Source organism: Cryobacterium arcticum, assembly GCF_003185895.1.
Classification (GTDB): domain Bacteria; phylum Actinomycetota; class Actinomycetes; order Actinomycetales; family Microbacteriaceae; genus Cryobacterium; species Cryobacterium arcticum.
In genome coordinates, this window is the sequence record NZ_QHLY01000012.1 from 1,065,776 (window position 1) to 1,087,142 (window position 21,367).

Below are 21,367 nucleotides of genomic sequence, written 5' to 3' on the forward strand. Positions count from 1 at the left end.
GAAGGCCCCCCGGATTTCCGGGGGGCCTTCGGCGTCAACGCGGAACGTTCAGCCCTCGATGGACAGCGCGATGGTGTCACCGTGCACGTCGAGGGTGACGACGAGGAGGGCATCGGTGTCATTGGGGCTGATCGAATAGTCGAGCACGGCGAAGTGCTGGTCGTTGCCGATGTGGTGCGGGTGGAAGCCGATGCGCTGCAGTTGGATGGAGCGCAGGAAGTCGATCTGCTTGTCACCGGAGTCCCAGATCAGGGCGTCCTCGAGAACTTCTTCGTCGAGTTCTTCGAACTGGGCCGTGATGAATTGGCTGGTCACTGACACCTCGGCGCTCAGGTCGGCCACGAGGGACTCCCGAGCCTGCGAGTCGAGGTCCTCGAGGGCGTTGATCATGGCGGCCACGATGTCGAGGGCCTCGACGGTGACGGTGTCTTCCTCGGGCGAACTCACGTCGATCTCGACGTTCTGGTCGCCGAGCTCGGCGGTGTCGGACCAGTACACCTCGCCGCTGTCGTCGTCGCTGCCGAGGATTCCGAAGAAGTCGTGTTCGATGGTCATGAGTGCGTCCTATCCGACGAGGTTCTGCGCGAAGACGTGCGGGGTGAACCCGGTGAGGTCGTTGATGCCCTCACCCTGCCCGACGAGTTTGATGGGGATACCGGTCTTCTCCTGCACAGCCAGCACGAATCCGCCCTTGGCCGAGCCGTCGAGTTTGGTCAGGACAAGGCCGGTCACCCCGGCGTGCTGGATGAAGGCCTCGGCCTGGGCGAGGCCGTTCTGGCCGGTGGTGGCGTCGAGCACGAGCAGCACCTCGGAGATCGGGGTCTGCTTCTCGATCACCCGTCGGATCTTGGTGAGCTCGTCCATGAGCCCGCCCTTGGTCTGCAGCCGGCCGGCGGTATCGATGATCACGATCTCGGTGCCGGTGTTGATCGCGCGTTCCACGGTTTGGAAAGCGACGGATGCCGGGTCCTGGCCCTGGGCCTGCGGTTTCACGATCTGGGCGCCGGCCCGGTCGGCCCAGGTGGCGAGCTGCTCGACGGCCGCGGCCCGGAAGGTGTCTGCAGCACCGATCAGAACGCTGCGGTCGTAGACGCGCAGGAACTTGGCGAACTTGCCGATCGTGGTGGTCTTGCCCACCCCGTTCACGCCGACCACCAGCACCACGGCGGGCCGGGCGCTGAGGTTGAGGGTGGAGTCGAGCACCGACAGGCGTTCCTCGATGCCCTCGCGGAGCATCCGCTGCAGGTCCTTGGGGTCTGTGGTGTTGTACCGCGACACCTTCGCCCGCAGGTCCTTGACGATCGCGTCGGTGACATCGGGACCGAAATCGGCAGTGATCAGCGCGTCCTCGAGGTCGTCCCAGGTGTCTGCGTCGATCGTCTTCTTCGCGAACATTCCGCGCAAAGCGCCGGAAAGGGACCACGGGGTGCGTTCTGCCATGGTCCAAGGCTAGTCGGCAGAGCACTGCCGCGCGCACCCGCACGCTAGAGCGGTACCCCCTGTTCGCCCGGTGTTCCTGGTTTGGCCCCTGCGGGGTGGCGGTTGGCTGGGGCGCTGGGTATCTTCGCGGGTGACGCCGCAGCGTCCGCGGCGCGTCGTCCGGCGCGTCGTTCGCGGCGCAGCCTGCCAGGCGAGCTACCCGTCGAAAGGATGCCCGATGTCCCCCACCCCAGACTCCTCGTCGTCCGGCGCTGCCTCCACAGGCACTGCATCCACCGGCCCTGCCACCGGTGCCCGTCCGACCTTGGCCGCACTGGCCGGCCAGCTCGAGGGCACGGTTGTGCTTCCCGGCGACGTCGGCTGGGACGACGCCCGCACCGCCTGGAACCTGGCCGTGGACCAGCAGCCCAGCGCCGTCGCCTTTCCACGCTCGGTGCGAGACCTGCGACAGATCATCGCTACGGCCGCAGCCGGTGGGTTGGGCGTCACCGCGCAACCCAGGGGGCACAGCCCGAGCGATGGCCTGACCGGGCAGATCCTGGTGCGCACGAGCGCCTTCGACGAGATCACTGTGAACGTCGTGGGCAGATTCGCCCGGGTGGGCGCCGGGGTTCCCTGGGGAACGCTGCTGAACCGTCTGAACGGCAGCGGCCTGATCGCCCTCGCCGGCACCAATCCCGACGTCAGCGTGGCCGGTTACCTGCTCTCGGGCGGGCATTCCTGGTTCAGCCGGTGGAAGGGCCTCGCCGCCCACTCCATCCGTGCCGTCGAGCTCGTCGACGCGTCCGGCGTGCTGCGTCGCGTGACCCGCGAGAGCGATGCCGACCTGCTCTGGGCTCTGCGCGGCGCCGCCGGCCTGTTCGGGGTGGTCACAACGCTGGAGATCGACCTCTACCCCGCCGCCGAGCTGTTCGGCGGCAAGCTGCTGTTCCCCGCCGAGTCGGCTGAGGTGGTGCTCGAGGCCGCCGTGGAGGTGCTGCTGGATGCGCCGCCCGAGCTCAGCCTGTTCCTGGGGCTGATCAATATGCCCGACGTGGAACAGGTCCCGGAGATGCTGCGTGGGAGGAGTTTCACCCAGGTCGACGCCGTGTTCGTGGGGTCGGCGGAGGCCGGCGAGGCCCTCCTCGCGCCCCTGCTGTCGATCGCGCCGGTGATCGCGAACTTCACCCGACCGTTCCCGATCGGTGAACTGGGCGATGTGTCGGCGGAGCCCCAGGAGCCATCCGCCGCGCTGGACTGGGGCACAGCGGTCACCGAACTGGACTCGGCGACCATCGCTGCACTGGTCGGGGCGTTTCACACGGCGAGCTACGCCGGTCTCACCCTGATTCAGCTGCGGCCACTCGGCGGGTTGATCGGTGATGCCGGTCACGGCGCAGACGGGGTCGTCGGACACCTGGACGCGGGCTTCCTGCTCTTCGCCGCGGCGGTCCTGCCGCCCGGCGCTCCTGCCCCGTCTGAGGCCGATTCCCACCTGCTCTTCCAGCCGCTGGAAGACACCCTCCAGGCCGTCAGCATTCAGCGCAGCGTGCCCTCGCTACTCACCACCGGGCAGGATCTCAGCCACGCGTTCGAACCCGCCGCCCTGCAGAGGCTGGCCGAAATCAAGCGCAGGGTCGACCCGGGAAACCTGTTCCGCAGCAACCATCCGCTGCCGGCCGGGAACGACGACCAGACCTGAGACTCCGCGCCCGCCGGCCCGTGCGGTCAGGACGCCTGTTCGTCCTCACGCACGATGCGCTGGCCCACCACCGCCGACACGCCGTCCTGGCGCATCGACACACCATAGAGCGCGTCGGCGATCTCCATGGTGCGTTTCTGGTGGGTGATCACGATGAGCTGGCTGGTGGTGCGCAGGTCTTCGAAGATGGTCAGCAACCGGCCCAGGTTGGCGTCGTCGAGCGCGGCCTCCACCTCGTCCATGATGTAGAACGGGCTCGGCCTCGCTTTGAAGATCGCGATCAACAGGGCCACCGCGGCCAGGGAGCGTTCCCCGCCGGACAGCAGCGACAGCCGTTCGATCTTCTTGCCGGCCGGCTTCACCGACACCTCGATACCCGTCGTGAGCATGTGGTCGGGGTCGGTGAGCGAGATGCTGCCGCTGCCGCCCGGAAAGAGCACCGGGAACACCTCGGCGAATGCGGCCTGGGTGTCATCGAAGGCGCTGGCGAAGATGGCGCCCATCTTGACGTCGATGTCGTCGATGATCGTGAGCAGGTCAGCCCTGGTGGTGGTGAGGTCGGTGAGCTGCTCGGTCAGGAACGCATGCCGCTGCTCCAGGGCGGCGAACTCCTCCAGGGCGAGCGGATTGATCCGGCCGAGCCTGGCATACTTGCGCTCCGCTGCCGCCAACCGCAACTGCTGCTCCGCCCGGTCATAGGGCTCGGGGTCGTCACCGTCGGCCGCGAGCAACGGCTGCTCTGGACCGTACTCGGCCACGAGCACGTCCTCGACGAGGCCCAGCTCGTTCGCGGCGCGTTCGAGCAACGCCGACAACTGCAGTTTCTTCTCGTAAATCTGCAGCTCGAGCCCGTGCACGTTCTCGGTGACGGCCTGCAGCCGGGTGCGCAGGCCGCTCTCTGCGCGGCGCAGGCCGCTGAGTTCGTCGTTCTGGCTGGCGCGTTCCGCCTCGGCGGCGGCCAGCCGCTGGCGGGCGTCGGCGACGGCGCTGTCCACGGAGGCCAGCACGGGTGGCAAGGCGTCGGCCACACCGGAGGCGGCATCCACCTGGCGGCGCCGGATGACCGCCCGGCGGGCGGCAGCGTCGGCCTCTGCCCGGTCGGTTTCCAACTGCCGGGTGAGTGAGGCAACCCGTGCCTCTCCGCTGCGCAGGCGCTCCCGGGCGGTGTCAACCTGCAGCCGGGCTTCGATCTCGCGCTCCCGTGCCCGGTCCAGTTCGGCAGCCAGGAGGTCCCTGGCGCTGACGTCGAGGATCGGGCGCGGTTGGGAACGTTGCGTGTCCAGCGCCGCACGGCTGCGCTCTGCGGCGCTCTCGGCCTCGGCGACTCCGGCGGCGGCGGCGTCCGCTGCGGCGGACAGGCGGTCGAACTCCGCGGCCGCCGCATCCGCCTGCACGGTCAACCGGTTGCGTCGGTCCGACTTGGCCGTCTCGCGGCTGGTGCGCTCCCGGAGTGCCGCGGAGGCTGTCGTCGCCTGCTGTTTGGCGGTGGCGAGCATCGTGCGCTGTTCGCCGAGGTCGCCGGAGAGCCGGGTGATCTGCGATGTCACCTCGCCCAGTCGATTCTCCGCCGTGTCTCGCTCGGTGACGAGTTCGAGTTTGCTGGGTGCGGCGCCGGATCCGCCGCGCAGGGCGTGCTCGGTGAGCACGTCGCCGGCCCGGGTGATCACGGTGACCGGGCGGGCCGCGCCGGTCAGGAGCGCATCCGCCACCGCGACGGCAGTCTCGAGGTCGTCGACGATGACGGTGTCGGCGAGCAGGCCCAGGATGCCGGCCGGCGCGTCGACCACGGTGGCCGCGGCAACCGCACCGGGAGGGGCGGTCTCGGCCCCGCCTAGCGCTGCTGGCCGTTCCGTTGCCCCGGTGAGCACGAGTTCGACCCGGCCGAGGTGGTGCAGGCCCGCGTGTTCGAGCGCACTGACGGCGGCGCCTCTGTCGTCTGCGGCGACGGCGTCGGCGAGCGACCCCAGCGCGGCGGCAATGGCGCGTTCGAAGCCGGGCTGCACCCGCATCCGTTCTGCGACGAGCCCGCTGATGCCGGTCAGCCTGGCATCGATCAGGGCGGAGGAGCCGTCCTTCTGGCCGAGGGCGAGGCTGAGGGCGCCGGTGCGGGCGGCCAGGGCGTCACGTTCACGCTCTTGGTCGTGCAGCAGTTCACGCAGCCGGTCGATCTCGCTCTCGGCACGAGTGACCTCGGCCTGTGCCAGTTCGAGCACCTCGTCGAGGTCGACGTCGGGGTCGTCGCCGTCGTCGTCGGAATCGAGCGCGTCCAGCTGCGCGCGGGCGGTGGCGAGTCTGTCGCGGGCGGCATCGAGGGCGTTCTGCTGCCGCAGCACTTCGCCCCGCACCGCGGCGAGTCGGGAGGCGGCGGCGTCGGACTGGCCGGCCAGCTGGGACACCTGCAGGTCGTGGCGGGAGACGAGCGCCGACTGGGCGGAGATCTCCTCGTCGACGGCATCCAGATCGCGCCGCACGGCGGCCGTGCCGGTTCGGGCTGTGGCCCAGGCCTCTTCGGCGGCAGTGATGCCGGCTCGCAGGCGGGTCACCTCGGCCGCGGCGTCGGCCACCCGCTGCGGAGAGACGCTCGAGGAGCGCTCGGCGGGTTCGGCTTGCGAACCCAGCAACGCCAAGCGCTGGTTGGCGAGGGTGTACAGGCTGCGCAACCGTTCCTGGGCGGATTCCAGCCCGAAGGCCGTGCGTCGGGCCAGGTCGACGGCGTCACCGACCTGCGCTTCTTCCAACCGCCGCACCCGCACCTGGTTGTGGTCGAGCTGTTCCTGCAGGACGATGCGCTCAGAGTGCCGTTCGCTCTCGGTGCGCCCGTGGGTGTCCAGCGCGCCGCGGAGTGTGACGACATCGTCGGCGAGCAGCCGGGCGCGGGCGTCGCGCACCGTCGCGGCGATCTGCTGGGCTTCCCTGGCCACTTGGGCCTGCTGGCCGAGTGGTTTGAGCTGGCGGCGGATCTCCCCAGCGAGGTCGCTGAGGCGGGTGAGGTTCGCCTGCATCGCCTCGAGCTTGCGCACCGTCTTCTCCTTGCGGCGGCGGTGCTTGAGGATGCCGGCGGCCTCTTCGATGAAGCCCCGGCGGTCCTCGGGGCTCGCGCGCAGCACGGCATCCAGCTGGCCCTGGCCCACGATGACGTGCATCTCCCGGCCGAGCCCGGAGTCGCTGAGGAGTTCCTGCACATCGAGGAGCCGGCAGGTGCGGCCGTTGATGGCGTATTCGCTGGCCCCGTTGCGGAACAGGGTGCGGGAGATGGTCACCTCGGCATACTCGATCGGCAGGGCGCCGTCACTGTTGTCGATGGAGAGGGTCACCTCGGCACGGCCGAGCGGGCCTCGGGTAGAGGTGCCGGCGAAGATGACGTCTTCCATCTTGCCGCCACGCAGGGTCTTGACCCCTTGCTCCCCCATGACCCAGGCGAGCGCGTCGACCACATTGGACTTGCCGGAGCCGTTCGGGCCGACCACACAGGTGACACCGGGTTCGAAAGCGAAGGTCGTCGATTGTGCGAAGGACTTGAAACCCTTGAGGGTGAGACTCTTCAGGTACAACGCGCCCGTCCTTCCCGCATTCGTGGACCACAACGTACTGGTACCCACGGTACCGGACTCCCGGTCGTTTACTGGGAACGGCCCGCTGGACGGGCCGCGACCGGCCCGGTTTCCTCACCCGGGGAGCCTGTCGTTCCCCTCGGGCTGGGTCTATGCTCTGCGGACATGGAGAGCCCGGTGTTCAGCATCGACGAGGTAGCCGTTCCGGCGGAACCGGGCGCACCGGGCTGGGCGGATTTCGAAGCCGCCGTGCTGGTGCGCAACACCATCGAAACTGATGCCTATGGCACCGATGTGCTCGGGTTCACAGCCGTTGAGGTCTTTCCCAGTTGGCTCACCCTCGAGCACTCTCCCCGGCACCTCTTCGTGGCCAAGGTGCACGGCCGGATCGTCGCCAGAGCCCTGTACGAGACCTTGGCCGACCCATCGAGCCCATTCGCGTGGTTCACCGTGGAGGTGCTGCCGGAGTGGCGTCGGAACGGCATCGGCACAGCGCTGACGCAGCTGCTGGAGTCCAGGGCAGACGCCGAGGGGCGCAGCAACCGGATCGTCTACGCGGTGTCACCTGATGCGCCCGGCCGGCGCCTGGTCGCAAGGAGCGGTTTCGGCTCGGTGCCCCGGTGGAACCCGGAGGTGCGTTTTCTGCTCGGTCACGGGTACAGCCTGGAGCAGGTGGAACGCGGCAGCCGCCTGCCGCTGCCGCTGGATGTCCACGCCCTCGACCGAACCCTCGCCGACGCGCAGGCCGCGGCCGGTTCCGACTACACCGCGCTCGTCTGGACCGGTCGCACTCCCCAGCGGTGGCTGGAGGACCTCGCGCTGCTCTACACCCGCATGTCGACGGATGCGCCCACCGCAGGTCTGGAAGAACCGGAAGACGTGTGGAGCGTCGAACGCCTGGTGGCCGAGCAGGAGGCGAGCGCGCGGGGCCCGCGGATCGCGCTCGTGGCCGCCGCGATGCACCGGCCGAGCGGGCGGCTCGCGGGTTTCACCGAGCTATCGGTGCCGGCGGACCCGAGCCGGGCCGTCAGCCAGGAGGACACCCTCGTGCTCAAGGAACACCGCGGCCACCGCCTGGGCATGCTCGTGAAGGCCGCCAACCTGCGGCAGTTGGCGTTACAGCATCCGGAACAGACCGTGGTCACCACGTTCAACGCAGAGGAGAACCGATACATGCTCGATGTGAACGAGGCCCTGGGCTTCGTGCCGATGGGGTACGAGGGCGCCTGGCGGCGGGTCAGCGCAGCCGCTGGCAACGCGGGCAGTAGTGCGACGACCGGTTCATGAACTTGGCCCGGACCAGCTCGGTGCCGCAGCGAGGGCACGGCCGGCCGTGCTGGCCGTATGCGTTCAGGCTGTGCGAGAAGTAGCCGGACTGGCCGTTCACGTTCACGTACTGGGCGTCGAAACTTGTGCCACCCTCGGCCAGGGCGCGCAGGAGGATCGCCGTGACGGCGGTCAGCAGGCGGCGGGCGGTCGCCGTCGAGAGGGACGCGGCCGGCTGGTCGAAGTGCACCCGGGCCTCGTACAGGGCCTCGTCGGCGTAGATGTTGCCGATACCGCTGACCACTTTCTGGTCGAGGAGCACCCGCTTGATTCCGGACCGGCTCCGGCGCAGCAGACGATAGAACTCGGGAGCGGAGAACCACGGGTCGAGCGGGTCGCGGCCGATGTGCGCCACCTGGCTGGGGATCAGGCCGGCCCAGGCCGGCGTGCCGGCGCCGTCGGCGGGCGGCGTGCCCGGCGCCATGCCGGGCCCGGAGAACCCGGCGGGATGACCGTCAGCGGTGGGCTGCAGACGATCGACGGCCATGCTGCCGAAGATGCGCTGGTCCACGAAGTGCAGCGCCAACTCGCCGTGTACGGGGTGTTCGAGGTTGAGACGGATGCGCAGCAGCTTCTCGGCCGGCTCACCGGGGCTGCGCAGCAGCACCTGGCCGCTCATGCCCAAGTGCGCCACGATGGCCCGGTCGGGCGAGGCGTCGGCGGGCGCATCCGCGCGCACCTGCAACGGAAGCCAGAGGAACTTGCCCCGGCGCACGGCCGCGTCGATGCGGGCGGCGCGAAGCAGCTGCTCAAAGCCGCCGAGCGCCAGGTCGTGCCGGCGGAGCGAGCGGTCATCGAAGACCTCGACACCGGTGATGAGCGCCCCGGAGACGGCAGGTTCCAGCCCGGCACGCACCACCTCGACCTCGGGCAGTTCGGGCACGGCGCTCCTTGGGGTGCGGGCGGCTACGGGTGAGCGGTCAGCGGCGGGTGCGCAGCTGGGTCCACGCGTCGAGGGCGGCGGCCATCTCGGCGTGCTTCTTGCTGGTGCCCTCACCCGTGGCGGTCACGCTCGTGCCCACGGTCACTGTCGCGACGAAGACCTTCGAGTGGTCTGGGCCGCTTTCGGCGACGGCGTAGACCGGCACCCCGGCACCCAACCGGGCGGCGGCTTCCTGCAGGCTCGTCTTGGGATCCATCGAGATGCCGAAATGACCGGGATCGGTCAGCAGCGGCTGCAGCAAGCGCAGCACGAAGCCGGTGGCGGCGACCCCGCCGGTGTCGAGGTAGACGGCACCGATCAGGGCTTCGACTGTGTCGGCGAGGATCGACGACTTGTCGCGGCCGCCGGTGAGGGTCTCCCCCTTGCCGAGGCGCACGAATTCGCCCAGGCCGATACCCCGGGCGATTTCGGCGAGGGCGGCGCTGGAGACCAGGCTGGCCCGGCGCTTGGCCAGGTCGCCCTCGCTCAACAACGGGTACTCGCGGTAGAGCATCACGGTCACGGCTTGGCCGAGGATCGAATCGCCCAGGAATTCCAGGCGTTCGTTCGTGGGCAGGCCGCCGTTTTCGTAAGCGAATGAACGGTGCGTCAGCGCAAGCTCAAGCAGGCCGGTGTCGATCTGCAGACCGAGGATCTCCTGCAGGCGCGACAGTGACGGGGCAGAGCCCTGTCCCGTCTTGGTGGTCGGCAAGGCACCGCGCACAGCAGAAACTCCTGCAGCGCGGGCTGCAGGAGTCCCTGTGTGACGGGAACCGGCGTCAGACTTCGACACAGCGGCGCACCATTCTCTGACTAAACGTCAGCGACCTTGCGGCCCTTGTACTCCATGAACAGTGCGGTGCCAGCAGCATCCGTGACGACCTTCGCGCGGTGCGGGAGGCTGTAGACGACCTTGCCGTTTTCCATGGTCTTCACCAGGGTGGGGGCTTCGGCCTTCCAGCAGGAACGGCGTGAACGGGTGTTGGAGCGTGATTGCTTGCGCTTCGGGACTGCCATGACTACTTCTCTTCTCTATCCGGTACAGCATGGATGTCGTCATCCGTGCTGATGCTTTCGGAAGCTTGGAATTCCAATAGTGCGGACCAGCGGGGATCCTGCACGTCACTCGGTTCAAGTTCAGGGGAAGTGGCACGCCGCTCCCCGGTCTCTGGGTCGAGACCTGGGCAATCCCGCCGGCAAACCGGCTGGAACGGCAGTGACAACACCACTGCATCCCTGATTAGTGGTTCAAGATCCACGTGGTCATCTTGAACCGCACACTCATAAGCTTCGTCTAGATCGTACGCGAAAAGCTCGACAAAATGAACTCGGACAGGCAATTCGATGTCAATCAGGCATCTTCCGCACTCTCCGGCGGCTTTTCCGGTCACATCCGCGGTCACCAGGATGCCTTCGTGGATGCATTCCAGTCGCAGATCGGCCTCGAGCGTGGAGCCGGCTTTTACGGCAACGAGTGCTTCACCGAGGTCGTCGGGAACGACGATGTCGATGTTTCGCTCGTACATGGTGCCCGGGCGGTTGATGACATCACGGACGTCAACCTTGTACGGGGTCTTCTTGAACTTATTCACAACGGGAAATTCTACGCGTCCGCAGCGCGATGCGGGTTCGCGGCAGTATCGGCGCCCATCGGGGCCGTGCGGGCCAGGCCCATTCGCCGCAGAACCGACGTGCTCAGCGAGGCCGGAATCAACAGTGCGCGTACCCGCTCCAGGGCTGTGCTGCCACGTCGCAGCGCCTCGACCACCAGGTCGAGATCGGCCGACAACCCAGTGCCTGCCGCTCCCGGCTGGCCGGGCCCGGCAACCGAACCGCGGGCGTAGTGCGCCTGCTCCGTCGCCACTAAGAGCCGATCGAGCGCATCCTGCGCCTCCGGCGTGTCGCGCACACCTGGGCGTGCCCGAATGTCCGCGGCCAGCTCCCGCGTGGTGAAGGTGTCGAAGACGGGGACACCGTGATCGACGGCGGTGTCCGCCAGCTCCTGCCACGCCAGAGGGGCGCCGGAGCGCCCAGAGGCCAGGTGGCGCCGACGGCGCCGACGACTCAGCTGGCGCACCACGCCAGGCACGAGGAGGAGCAGGAGGAGCGCGATGGCCACGAGCGCAATCCGCCAGAGCGTGGCCGGCAGGTCTTCTTCGACCGTCGCGGCGGTGTCGGTCGTGACGCTGGGCAGGCCGGGATCGTCGTTGGGTCGTGGGGCGATCTCCGGTGCGGCGCCCCCGGTCGGCACTCCGGACGTACCGGAGGATTCCGGCTGCGCGTAGTCGGGCACCGAACCGCGCCCTGGAGTCGGTTCGAACGGCACCCACCCGACGCCGACGAAGTACAGCTCCGGCCAGGCGTGCAGGTCATCGCTGGTGACGTCGTAACGGTTGAGGCCGCCGATCACGGTGGAGGTCCGGGTTCCGGGCAGGTATCCCAGCGCGACCCGGGACGGGATGCCCAGGGTGCGCGCCATCAGCGCCATCGCCGAGGAGAAGTGCACGCAGTAGCCGCGCTTCACCTCGAGGAAGGTCGCGATGACTTCCGCGCTGCCGCCGTCGTAGCCGTCTTCGACGGGCGCCTCGGTGTCGTAGCTGAAGTCGTTGCCGCGCAGATAGTCCTGCACGGCGACGGCGGCGTCGTAGTTGGACTCGGTGCCCTGGGCCACCGCCGCTGCGGTCTCGCCGATGATCGCCGGGGTGTCCTCAGGCACCAGCAGGCTCGGTTCGATACCGGCCGGGTACCGACCGCCGGACTCTCGCAGCTGCTCCCTGGTGGGTTGGATTTCGAGGGAGGTCACCGTGTACCGCTGCCCGACTGTGGAGGACCGCGAGCTGGAGATGGCCCGGGTCTCGTTGCTCCACGACCACTGTCCGGTGAGGCCGGCGATGCTGGTCGCCGGCACGGGAACGGGCAGGAGGTCCGTGTTGACACCGTCGATGCCGATGCTGGTTATCGCTTCGGTCCGTGCGACCTGGGCGGAAAGCCCGGGTGGATCGGCGATGGCGTCGACGCTCTTCTCCGGGTCGGCCTCGACGGGCCTGGGCAGCCAGCTGGTGCCCTTGATGTCGTCCAGGGTCAGCAGGGCCAGGTAGGGCGGTTCTGTGGCCGTGGTGCGGTAATGCAGCGCCGGCCCGGCCTTGGGCCGGCGCAGGTCCTGGCCGAGGTCGATCATCGGGCTGACCCCCGCGCTGAACAAGGCGCTGTTGGGGCGCGAACCGAATGCTCCCCCGTCGCGCACGGGCACAACGACGCTGAGCACGAGTGCGCCCACGATGCCGATGGCCGCGATGATGACAGCACCCCGCACAGCGCCCGATGTCCCGGTTGCTCCGAGCTCGGCGGCGCCGCCCTGCCTGTTGGCCGACAGGCCGCGCAGGTGCATTTCGACCCGCAGCACGAGCAGATAGGCGGCGGCGGTGCTGATCAGCGCCGCCGCATCGGCGCCCTCCGAGACCACGAAGCCGGGGGCAAGCAGGGGCACGAGCACGGGCACACCGGCCAGGGCCGGCAGGCGCAGCCCGATCGCCAGCCCGTCCATCAGGATCGCGAGCAGGCCCACCCCGACCGCCAGGAGGAAGAGGATGCCGTCGAGGACCTCGGCCGGGGTGCCCTGCGTTTGGATCGAGCGCAGCCCGGCGGTGACGAGGCTGGTGAAACGGGCGAGCGTGTCTCCGGTGGGAATCAGCCACAACAGCCCGGTACCGCCGCCGAAGAACAGGGTGAGCGCCAGAACCAAGGCGCCGAACGAGAGCACCGGAACCACCGGGGCCGGAACCCCGAACCGGCGAAAACCCGCGGCCGCGCCGAAGACCACCCCGGCCACGATCAACAGGAGCAGCCACCAGGCGGAGCCGGAGAGGATGGCGCCGAGGGCTGAACAGCCGGCCATCAAGAGCACCAGCAGCGAGAGCGAGAGCGGCCACCGCACGCCAGCTCGGCGCGCACGCCGGTCCGGCCGTCGCCCATCGCCGGGGCGGCCCGGGCCAGCTGGTGCTGCAGGGCGTCGCCCGGCCGCAGGAGGGGCCGTCAGCACGGACTCAGTCCTGACCACGACGCTCGCCTCCCTGCTGGCCGGCCTGCAGCCACGCCTCCGCGATTCCGGATGCCCGGGTCAGATGAACCGACTGCCAGCCGGCGTCGTCGAGGCGTTCGACCGCCCGACCGGGCATGGTGTCGAACACAAAGGCGACGGCGGGCTGGCACAGGGAGCGCAAGGCGACCAGATCCGCCGTGTCGGCTTCGCCGGTGTCGACGAGGACCGCGAAGGTGGGGATCTGCCGACCGAGAGCCGACCCGCCGCCGGGAGCGCCACCATCCCCACTCCAGGCGTCGACCCGCGCCGCCTGCTCCAGCGGCACCACCTGGGCGAGGGCGTCCAGGAGCGCCCGCGCGCCCTCAGGGCCGGTGAATGACACCGGGTCGTCGCCGCGGAGCCCGCCGTGGCGTCCCTCGTCGGGATCGTGTGAACCGGCCGAATCGCCGGGCCGGGAGCGGGCGGCGACCAGCTGGCACGGCCCGAGTTCGACGATATCCACCCGGAAACCCCCGTCGAGAAGGTGCACGGCGATCGAAGCGGCCAGCTCGATGGCGTGCTCGAATTCCGCGCTGTTCGCCGCGTAGCCGCGCCCGGCATCGGGTCCACGGCCGCCCCGGGTGGTATCCAGCACCACGCGGGCTTCCGGATGGCTGCGTTGTTCCTCCTGGCGCACCATGATCTCGCCGTGGCGAGCCGTGGCCGGCCAGTTCACCCGCCGCATCGGGTCTCCGGGGCGATACTCCCTGGCGATCAGTTCGTCAGAGTCGTTGTTGAGGTGCCGCAGCCGCTCGTGCCTGGACCCCTCTCCCCTGGTGATCGAGACGCCGTTGCCCGGCAGCGGCGTCACTCGAGGGGTCACGGTGAGGTCGTGCGGCGCGCCCACCGGCCACTCGCTGTAGGCCAGCCCGAACGGATCCACCCGGCCGAGCATCAGCGGGCCCACCGGATAGACACCGCGGCGTGGTGGGCTCACGTCGTAGCTCACCACAGCGGTATCGGCCGTGGTCTGGCGACCGGGGCGTGCCGGGCCGAGGGCTCGCAGCGCCTGGGTGGCGGGAACGGTGACGCCGCTGGCGGCGGTGTCGCGCCATCGCAGGCCGACGAGCGGCGTCTGGGCGAGATTGTGGATCTGGATCGTCACAGTGGCACCCAGGCCCGCTGAGACGGTTGCTGGACGAAAGACCCGGCTGACGGCGACGCGCAGGGGATGCACGATCACGTAGCCCAGGGCCACAAGCGGAACGAGCAGCAGCACCCCGGCCACGAAGATCAGGTCCCGGATGTCGAAAGCCCAGGCTCCGATCAGCACGGCTCCCCCGACACCGAGGAACAGCCCACCGCGCAGGGTGGGGCGCGCGAGCCGGCCGGTGCGGCTCGTTGCCCGCGTGACGAAGGCCGGGTCGGCAACGGACGCGGCACTGCTGAGCACAACGCGGGACCGCTCCTGCGATCCGGTGCCTCGCGTCACGTTCATGCTGCTCATGATTCCTGCCGCCGTCGACTCGCTGCCGCGCCGCTACAGGCGGCCCTGCGACCCCGTCGGCACCGGCGTCGCCGCCAGAATGCGCCTGACCGTCTCCTCGATGAACAGGGCGCTGTCCTGGGATCGATGCCCCAGCGCCCTGGTGGTGGGCACCAGCCGGTGGCCCAACACCGCGACGGCCAGCGAATCGACGTCGTCGGGCAACACGTATTCCCGGCCGTGCAGCGCGGCCTGCGCCTTGGCAGCACGGATCAGTTGCAGGGTGGCGCGCGGACTCGCTCCGAGCCGGAGGTCCCGGTCGTCCCTGGTGGCACGCACCACGGCCACCGCGTATTCCTTCACCGCCGCCGACGCGAACACACTCCGCGCCGCCGTCATCATGCCGCGCAACTGCGCGCCGGTGACCACGGCGTCGATCTGGGAAAGCGGACTGGTCAGATCACGAGAGTCGAGCATCGCCAGCTCAGAGGCCGAGTCGGGGTACCCCATCGAGATGCGGGCCATGAAGCGATCCCGCTGGGCCTCGGGAAGCGCGTAAGTGCCTTCCATCTCGATCGGGTTCTGGGTGGCGACGACCGTGAACGGCCTGGCCAACGGGTAGCTGTGCCCGTCTACCGTCACCTGGCGTTCCTCCATGCATTCCAGCAACGCCGACTGGGTCTTGGGGCTGGCCCGGTTGATCTCGTCGCCGATCACGATGTTCGCAAAGATGGCGCCCGGCTTGAACTCGAACCGGCGTTCGGCCTGGTTGTAGACCGAGACGCCGGTCACATCGGAGGGCAACAGGTCCGGCGTGAACTGGATCCGGCTGACGCTGCAGTCCACCGACTTGGCCAGCGCCTTGGCCAGCATGGTCTTGCCGACGCCCGGTACATCCTCGATGAGCAGGTGACCTTCGGCCAGGAGCACGGTGAGGGCGATCTGCACGGCCGAATGCTTGCCGTCGATCACCGACTCGACGTTGCGGATGATCGCCTGTGCGGCGCCCTGCACCTCGCCGAGGGTCACGTCGGCCTCACTGGTCACGTCGATGCCGTCCTCGTCGAGGGACGTGGCGGACTCGCGTCGGCCGGCGACAGTCGTCGCTGCAGCCGACCTGGGGTCGGTGGCCAACCGCCCCGGAAAGACGTTCATGCCAGCGGCCGATTCAGGAACGCCGCCACCGCGGGCGGTACGTAGGGGGCGATGTCACCGCCGAGCGCGGCGACCTGGCGCACCAGGGAACTGGAGACGTGCGCATGGGCCGGATCGGGCAACATGAAGATGGTCTCCACCCCGGCCAGGTTGCGGTTCACGATGGCCATCGGGGTCTCGTAGGCCACGTCGATCTGGGATCGGATGCCTTTCACCAGCACGCTGGCTCCCACGTCGATGCAGTAGTCCACCAGGAGGCCCATGCTCCAGGAACTGACCACGATGTTGGTGGGCAGTCCGGCGTCGAGAACGGCCCGTTCGATCAGCGACACCCGTTGGGTGATCGGCAGCAGGGCGGTTTTGGCCGGGTTGTGTACCACGAGAACATGCAGCTCGTCGTACAGTCCGGCTGCCCGTTGGATCACGTCGAGGTGCCCCAGTGTGACGGGGTCGAACGATCCAGGGACGACGGCGATCCTGCGCATACGCTTCACCCTAGCGCCAGCGTGCGACGGGCGCTGCCCGGGGTCGAGGTATTCACCAGACGTCCAGCCCCTTGCCAGCCTGACCGCCGGATTCGCTTGGCAGTCCGGCACGACCGGGCGGCCGGTTCGGCTACCCCTTGGACAGGGCTGACCGTTCGGACTCGTCGAGTCGGCTCTGCACGGCCGCGCGCAGGGCGGGGAGCGTGCGGAGCTCAGGGTCGCCGCCGATCAGCTCGCGGGCGGCCGTTCTGGCCGCGGCGATGATCTCGCCGTCGGTCGCCACGCGCAGAAGTCGGAGCGATGAGGCACCGCCGGACTGGAACCGGCCGAGCACGTCGCCCTCCTGGCGCTGCTCGAGGTCCACCTGCGCCAGGGCGAAACCGTCGAGGGTCTTGGCCACCGCCTCGATCCGCTCGCGGGCGGGCGTGCCGATCGGGGCGGACGTCACCAGCAGGCACAGCCCAGGCACCCCGCCACGGCCGACCCGGCCACGCAGCTGGTGCAGCTGCGAGACCCCGAACCTGTCGGCATCCATCACCACCATGGCCGACGCATTGGGAACGTCGACGCCGACCTCGATGACCGTCGTGGCCACGAGAACATCGATCTCTCCTGCGGCGAACGCCCGCATGGTGGAGTCCTTGTCGTCGGAACTCATCGCACCGTGCAGGGCCTCCATGCGCGCGCTTCGCAGCAGTGGATGCCTGCGTAGCTCGGCGAGCAGCTCTTCCACCGTGGTCATCGGCGTGGCGTCGAAGGTGATCTCCTCCCCCTGTTCGAGCTTCTTCGGGGCGATCGCCGGGCACACCACGAAACACTGCCTGCCCAGGGCGAGCTCTTCGGAGAGCCGCTGCCAGACCCGCATCACCCAGGCCGGTTTCTCATCCAGCGGCACCACGAAACTCTCGATGCCCGGGCGCCCAGAAGGGAGCATGGCAATGGTGCTCACATCGAGGTCGCCGAAGACCGTCATGGCAATGGTGCGCGGAATGGGGGTGGCAGTGAGCACGAGCACGTGCGGAGGCAGCTCCGCCTTGAGCCGCAGCGCCTCACGCTGGTCGACGCCGAACCGGTGCTGCTCGTCGATCACGATCAGACCCAGGTCGAAGAACTGCACGGTGTCGCTGAGCAGCGCGTGCGTGCCGATCACGATGCGCGCCTGCCCTGACACCGTGCGCAGCAGCGCCTTGCGCCGGGCAGCGGCCGGCATCTGGCCCGTGACCAGGGTCGGCATCAACTCTTCGGCGAGGTCAGGGCCCAGGATGCGCGCGATCGAGCGCAGGTGCTGGCCGGCCAGCACCTCGGTGGGTGCCAGCAGCGCCGCCTGGCCGCCGGAGTCGGCCACCGCGAGCATGGCGCGCACCGCCACCACGGTCTTGCCCGACCCGACCTCGCCCTGCACGAGCCGGTTCATCGGTGCGGTCAGGGCGATATCGCGCAGGATCTCGGCGCCGGTGATCTCCTGGTCGACGGTGAGGGCGAAGGGCAGGCCGGCGTCGAACCGTTCCAGGTACCCGCCGGGCACCGGCAGCCGCGCCCGGGTGCGCCGCGCACGATGCTCGGTGTGCTGTTGCACGAGCAGGCACTGCAGCACGAAGGCCTCGGTGAACCGTAGCGTGTCGCGGGCGCGGTCCCACTCTTCGTCGGTGGTGGGCCGGTGGATGAACACGAGGGCATCCCGGTGTGCCATCAGGCCGCGTTCCCGCCGCAATCGCTCGGGGATGGGGTCGTCGACGGGACCGAGCTGGTCGAGCACCTTGACGACGAGCTTGGCGATCGCCCAGCTGGTCATGGCTGCGGTCGCAGCGTAGATCGGGATGGGCCGGTCGGCCCACAATCGCGCCTCCGCGGCGTCCTCCGGCGAGATCGTGGCATCCATCGGGTCGTTGCTGCCCGGCAAGATCTCGTAGGCGGGGTGAGCGAGCTGACGAGCCTCGTTGAAGACGGTGACCTTGCCGGAGAACATCGCCCGCACGCCCGGGCGCAGCTTGTTCGGCAGCCAGGGCTGATTGAAGAAGGTGAGGGAGAGCATGCCCCGACCGTCGGAGATCGTGACCTTCGTTCGGTGCAACGGCTTCTTACCGGGCTTGGAGACGGGCGGCATGACGCGCACGTCGAGCACCTCGGCCAGCACGGTGACCGACTCGTCGAGCGGCAACTCGGCCATGGTGGTGAGTTCGCCGCGGCGAGCGTATTTGCGTGGGTAGTGGCTGAGCAGGTCGCCCACCGTGGCCATGCCGAAGGACGTGGCCAGGGCGGCAGCCGCCGCCGGGCCGAGCGCGACGCGCAGGCTGGTGTCGATCCGCAGCTTCCCGACGGCGTCTGGGGTGTCGGGGGTGACGGAGTCTTCGGGGTCGTCGGGAAGATCGTCGGCGGCGTCTGAACCGGTCATACTTCGATGTTAAAGGTCGCCACCGACACCGGCAGCCCCGCGGGTCAGTGTGTGGGCCCGGCCAGCCGCCCCGATGAGCGAACCACGGCCGGCCGGCGGCATCCGCCAGCTAGGCTCGAAGCGTCATGACGCGAATAGTCGCCGGGTTCGCCGGCTCCCTCACCCTCACTGTGCCGGCCAAGGGCACCAGGCCCACCAGCGACCAGGTGCGCGAGGCGTTGTTCAACGCGCTCGACGCCAGGGACGCGATTCGCGACTACCGGGTGCTCGACCTGTACGCCGGGTCCGGCGCCCTCGGTCTGGAAGCGGCCAGCCGGGGCGCGCGGGTGGTCACGCTGGTCGAGAACGGCTTCGCGGCCAGCCAGACCTGCCGCAAGAACGCCGCCGCCGTGCAGAAGGCCGCACCGAAGGGCCAGGCGCTGGCCATCACGGTGTCGAACCAGGCGGTGCAGTCGTTCCTGGCCGCAACCCCGGACGGTTTCGACCTGGTCTTCCTCGACCCGCCGTACGAGCTTTCCGAGGCCGAACTCGCCGCCAACCTGGTGGCTCTCTCCCCGCTCCTCGACCGCGACGCCCTGGTGGTTGTCGAGCGGTCGTCCCGCTCCCCCGAACCAGCCTGGGGCCCTGGGCTCGAGCTTGAACGGCGCAAGGATTACGGCGACACCACCCTCTGGTACGCCGGGGTGCCGAGCCCCTCCTAGCCTGCACATATGGCCAGCCCTCCCAGTGAGGCTGGTCACACGCTGACGGCGCGCCTAGCGTGGAGGATGTGGCCACCATCGTCCACAGATACGAGAGGTCGTTCCCGTGCGTGTAGCCGTCGTCTGCGCCAGCCACTACGGCGCCACCAGGGGTATCGCCGAACACCTCGCCGGAGCCCTCGTGCGCTCGGGTGCCGACGTCGCCGGTTTCGATGCCGCGGAGCCGCCGCACGCCGAGGCCGTCGCCGGATTCGACGCCTTCGTGGTGGGCAGCGCGGTGTACATGGGCCACTGGCTACGGGATGCCGCGAGCTTCGTGCGCCGCTACCAGCCCACGCTGCTCGAGCATCCGATCTGGCTGTTCAGCAGCGGTCCGCTCGGCACTCCGGCGGCAGACGAATCCGGTGCGCCGCCTGCTGAGCTCAACCCGGCTGATCTCGTTCCGGCAGAGATCGGCGAGTTCACCACGTCCGTGCGGCCGGTCGGGCACCGGGTGTTCTCCGGCGCCATCGACACCGACAAGCTCAGCCTGCCGCACCGGATGATTCGCAAGTTCCCGGGGGCTGCGGAGAAGATTCCCGCCGGCGACTTCAGGGACTGGGCCGCCATCGACGCCTGGGGCCTGGAGATCGCCGGCAGCCTGGGCATTTGTGGCCGGCCGGGCGAGCCTCAGCCGACGGCGCCGTCCCAGCCCCGGTAGGGGTCCCAGCCGCCTTGGCTGTACGGAGCGCCGTCGACGAGCACTGCACCGGCTTGCCCCGTGACGGACCCCAGGCGGCGGAATCCGGCCGGCAGCACGACATCCGGTGGGAACGTGGCCAACAAGCCGTGGTCTTCGCCGCCGCCGAGGGCCAGAGCGATCTTCTCTCCCAGGGTAGCCGAGTCGAAGTCGATGCCAACCTGACTGGCCCTGGCCATCCGCCCGGCGTCGATGGCCAGGCCGTCAGACACGTCGAGCATGGCCGTCGCGCCGGACTCCGCCGCGATCGCACCGAGGTGGATCGGTGGAACCGGCGCCAGCTGGGCGTCGACATAGCGTGAATAGCGGGCCTTGACCGCATCGGCGTGCACCCGGCTCGGCACTCCGTCGATGTCCACGCCGTGCCGGAACAGCAGGCCGAGGCCGATGCCCGCGTCGCCCAGGCGTCCGGCGTGCGCCACCACGTCACCGACACGTGCACCGGAACGCAGCACCGGCGCGCGGCCTTCCAGGTCGCCGAACGCCGTGATCGACAGCGTCAGCGCGTCGGCGGCGGAGAGGTCACCGCCGACGACGCCACATCCGGGCGCGAGCGCCTCGCAGCCGTCGCGCAGGCCGTCGGCGATACCGAGGATGACCGAGATCGGGGTGGACGGCGGCGCAGCGATGGCCACCACGAGCGCGGTCGGCCGGGCTCCCATCGCGGCGACGTCGGACAGGTTGGTGGCCGCGGCCTTCCAACCCAGGTCGTGCGGTGTGGACCAGGCCAGCCGGAAGTCCGGGCCTTGGATCATCATGTCGCACGTCACCACGAACCGGCCGTCGGGGGCGCTGAGCACCGCTGCATCGTCGCCGGGACCGAGCACTTCGGTGTCGGCCTGGGGCAGCCGGGGGAAGATCCTCGCCAGCACCTCACCCTCGCTGAGCTCCGCCAGGGTCTGATCGGTCGAACCGGGGATCGCCGCCGCAGAATTCGTCATGGTTCAAACGGTAACCTGAATGCGATGACTCTCCAGTTCACCCAGGCCCTCGCGCGTTCGGCGACGGCACTGATTCTCGCCGCATCCGCCGCCTTGCTCACCGGCTGCGCCGCCGCCGTGCCCATGCAGCCGGCCGCGGATGCCGAGAACCCGGGCTGCGCCGACATCATCGTGCGCCTGCCCACCACCGTGGCCGACCAGCCGGAGCGGGAGACCGACGCTCAGGCCACCGGCGCATGGGGCAACCCCACGGCGGTGTTGCTCACCTGCGGGGTGGAGATTCCCAGCCCCACCACGCTGCCCTGCGTGAACATCAACGGCATCGACTGGATCGAAGACGACTCAGAGGCTCCGATGTACCGGTACACCACCTACGGCCGTGAGCCGGCCACGGAGATCTACCTCGACTCAGGGGTGGTCAGCGGATCGACCACCCTGGTCGACCTCGCCGGCGCTGTCGCGAACGTCCCAGCCACCAAGCAGTGCCTGGACGCCGATGACGTGACACTGCCGAGTTCGGCGCCCTAACC

18 protein-coding genes are annotated in these 21,367 nt (G+C 69.4%); 5 read left to right on the plus strand and 13 right to left on the minus strand.

Translation table 11 applies throughout. The features are described from left to right. Positions 1-48: 48 nt before the first annotated feature. On the minus strand, positions 49-555 hold the full coding sequence (locus CTB96_RS14695; RefSeq protein ID WP_110127584.1) for a DUF2004 domain-containing protein: 507 nt from the start codon (positions 553-555) through the stop codon (positions 49-51). A gap of 9 nt (positions 556-564) precedes the next feature. Next, positions 565-1,440 carry a signal recognition particle-docking protein FtsY gene (ftsY, locus tag CTB96_RS14700; protein ID WP_110127585.1) on the minus strand — a complete coding sequence of 292 codons (876 nt, stop codon included), beginning with the start codon at positions 1,438-1,440 and terminating at the stop codon, positions 565-567. Positions 1,441-1,657: 217 nt separating this feature from the next. On the opposite strand from ftsY, the gene CTB96_RS14705 reads away from it, so the two are divergent. Continuing rightward, complete coding sequence (locus CTB96_RS14705) at positions 1,658-3,121, plus strand: FAD-binding oxidoreductase (RefSeq protein WP_110127586.1); 1,464 nt, start codon at positions 1,658-1,660, stop codon at positions 3,119-3,121. Positions 3,122-3,147: 26 nt separating this feature from the next. Here the strand turns inward: CTB96_RS14705 and smc are convergent, their stop codons facing one another. Next, positions 3,148-6,672, minus strand: coding sequence for a chromosome segregation protein SMC (smc, locus tag CTB96_RS14710; protein WP_110127587.1), 3,525 nt, complete (start codon positions 6,670-6,672; stop codon positions 3,148-3,150). A 165-nt stretch (positions 6,673-6,837) separates the two neighbouring features. Here smc and CTB96_RS14715 point away from each other — a divergent pair, with 165 nt between their 5' ends. Then, on the plus strand, positions 6,838-7,959 hold the full coding sequence (locus CTB96_RS14715) for a GNAT family N-acetyltransferase (RefSeq protein WP_110127588.1): 1,122 nt from the start codon (positions 6,838-6,840) through the stop codon (positions 7,957-7,959). Here the strand turns inward: CTB96_RS14715 and CTB96_RS14720 are convergent. The 9 genes from CTB96_RS14720 to CTB96_RS14760 all read right to left on the minus strand — a co-directional run bounded on the left by CTB96_RS14720 (position 7,910) and on the right by CTB96_RS14760 (position 18,456). Beyond that, on the minus strand, positions 7,910-8,881 hold the full coding sequence (locus CTB96_RS14720) for an Fpg/Nei family DNA glycosylase (protein WP_110127589.1): 972 nt from the start codon (positions 8,879-8,881) through the stop codon (positions 7,910-7,912). The two genes, CTB96_RS14715 and CTB96_RS14720, sit on opposite strands and share 50 nt — an antisense overlap. Positions 8,882-8,918: 37 nt before the next feature. Continuing rightward, positions 8,919-9,593: a ribonuclease III gene (gene rnc / locus CTB96_RS14725; RefSeq protein WP_110128509.1), complete on the minus strand. Its 675-nt coding sequence runs from the start codon at positions 9,591-9,593 to the stop codon at positions 8,919-8,921. Between the two features lie 140 nt (positions 9,594-9,733). Beyond that, positions 9,734-9,937 carry a 50S ribosomal protein L32 gene (gene rpmF / locus CTB96_RS14730; protein WP_066596228.1) on the minus strand — a complete coding sequence of 68 codons (204 nt, stop codon included), beginning with the start codon at positions 9,935-9,937 and terminating at the stop codon, positions 9,734-9,736. Positions 9,938-9,939: 2 nt separating this feature from the next. Then, positions 9,940-10,512: a YceD family protein gene (locus CTB96_RS14735; protein WP_248283389.1), complete on the minus strand. Its 573-nt coding sequence runs from the start codon at positions 10,510-10,512 to the stop codon at positions 9,940-9,942. Between the two features lie 11 nt (positions 10,513-10,523). Then, positions 10,524-12,854 (minus strand): transglutaminase TgpA family protein, encoded by a 2,331-nt coding sequence (locus CTB96_RS14740; protein ID WP_110127590.1) that lies wholly within the window; start codon positions 12,852-12,854, stop codon positions 10,524-10,526. A 109-nt stretch (positions 12,855-12,963) separates the two neighbouring features. Beyond that, entirely contained in the window at positions 12,964-14,436 is a 1,473-nt protein-coding gene (locus CTB96_RS14745) for a DUF58 domain-containing protein (RefSeq protein ID WP_181397270.1), read from the minus strand. Positions 14,437-14,478: 42 nt separating this feature from the next. Next, complete coding sequence (locus CTB96_RS14750; protein WP_110127592.1) at positions 14,479-15,579, minus strand: AAA family ATPase; 1,101 nt, start codon at positions 15,577-15,579, stop codon at positions 14,479-14,481. Next, positions 15,576-16,064: a pantetheine-phosphate adenylyltransferase gene (gene coaD, locus CTB96_RS14755; RefSeq protein WP_110127593.1), complete on the minus strand. Its 489-nt coding sequence runs from the start codon at positions 16,062-16,064 to the stop codon at positions 15,576-15,578. The genes CTB96_RS14750 and coaD overlap by 4 nt, the downstream gene beginning before the upstream one ends. A gap of 130 nt (positions 16,065-16,194) precedes the next feature. After that, positions 16,195-18,456 carry an ATP-dependent DNA helicase RecG gene (locus CTB96_RS14760; RefSeq protein ID WP_110127594.1) on the minus strand — a complete coding sequence of 754 codons (2,262 nt, stop codon included), beginning with the start codon at positions 18,454-18,456 and terminating at the stop codon, positions 16,195-16,197. Positions 18,457-18,581: 125 nt separating this feature from the next. Between CTB96_RS14760 and rsmD the strand changes: the two genes are divergently transcribed. Next, positions 18,582-19,157 carry a 16S rRNA (guanine(966)-N(2))-methyltransferase RsmD gene (gene rsmD, locus CTB96_RS14765; protein WP_110127595.1) on the plus strand — a complete coding sequence of 192 codons (576 nt, stop codon included), beginning with the start codon at positions 18,582-18,584 and terminating at the stop codon, positions 19,155-19,157. A gap of 106 nt (positions 19,158-19,263) precedes the next feature. Further along, positions 19,264-19,857, plus strand: coding sequence for a flavodoxin domain-containing protein (locus CTB96_RS14770; protein ID WP_110127596.1), 594 nt, complete (start codon positions 19,264-19,266; stop codon positions 19,855-19,857). On the opposite strand, the gene thiL is transcribed toward CTB96_RS14770, so the two are convergent. Further along, entirely contained in the window at positions 19,827-20,837 is a 1,011-nt protein-coding gene (gene thiL, locus CTB96_RS14775; protein ID WP_110127597.1) for a thiamine-phosphate kinase, read from the minus strand. The genes CTB96_RS14770 and thiL overlap by 31 nt on opposite strands. Positions 20,838-20,861: 24 nt before the next feature. On the opposite strand from thiL, the gene CTB96_RS14780 reads away from it, so the two are divergent. Beyond that, positions 20,862-21,365: a DUF3515 family protein gene (locus CTB96_RS14780; protein ID WP_110127598.1), complete on the plus strand. Its 504-nt coding sequence runs from the start codon at positions 20,862-20,864 to the stop codon at positions 21,363-21,365. Positions 21,366-21,367 lie beyond the last annotated feature (2 nt).

Excerpts from the sequence above, each read along its gene's own strand:
- CTB96_RS14695 (WP_110127584.1), bottom strand. The coding sequence starts at position 555 with ATGACCATCGAACACGACTTCTTCGGAATCCTCGGCAGCGACGACGAC.
- ftsY (WP_110127585.1), bottom strand. The coding sequence starts at position 1,440 with ATGGCAGAACGCACCCCGTGGTCCCTTTCCGGCGCTTTGCGCGGAATG.
- CTB96_RS14705 (WP_110127586.1), top strand. The coding sequence starts at position 1,658 with ATGTCCCCCACCCCAGACTCCTCGTCGTCCGGCGCTGCCTCCACAGGC.
- CTB96_RS14715 (WP_110127588.1), top strand. The coding sequence starts at position 6,838 with ATGGAGAGCCCGGTGTTCAGCATCGACGAGGTAGCCGTTCCGGCGGAA.
- rpmF (WP_066596228.1), bottom strand. The coding sequence starts at position 9,937 with ATGGCAGTCCCGAAGCGCAAGCAATCACGCTCCAACACCCGTTCACGC.
- CTB96_RS14745 (WP_181397270.1), bottom strand. The coding sequence starts at position 14,436 with ATGAACGTGACGCGAGGCACCGGATCGCAGGAGCGGTCCCGCGTTGTG.
- CTB96_RS14750 (WP_110127592.1), bottom strand. The coding sequence starts at position 15,579 with ATGAACGTCTTTCCGGGGCGGTTGGCCACCGACCCCAGGTCGGCTGCA.
- coaD (WP_110127593.1), bottom strand. The coding sequence starts at position 16,064 with ATGCGCAGGATCGCCGTCGTCCCTGGATCGTTCGACCCCGTCACACTG.
- CTB96_RS14760 (WP_110127594.1), bottom strand. The coding sequence starts at position 18,456 with ATGACCGGTTCAGACGCCGCCGACGATCTTCCCGACGACCCCGAAGAC.
- rsmD (WP_110127595.1), top strand. The coding sequence starts at position 18,582 with ATGACGCGAATAGTCGCCGGGTTCGCCGGCTCCCTCACCCTCACTGTG.
- thiL (WP_110127597.1), bottom strand. The coding sequence starts at position 20,837 with ATGACGAATTCTGCGGCGGCGATCCCCGGTTCGACCGATCAGACCCTG.
- CTB96_RS14780 (WP_110127598.1), top strand. The coding sequence starts at position 20,862 with ATGACTCTCCAGTTCACCCAGGCCCTCGCGCGTTCGGCGACGGCACTG.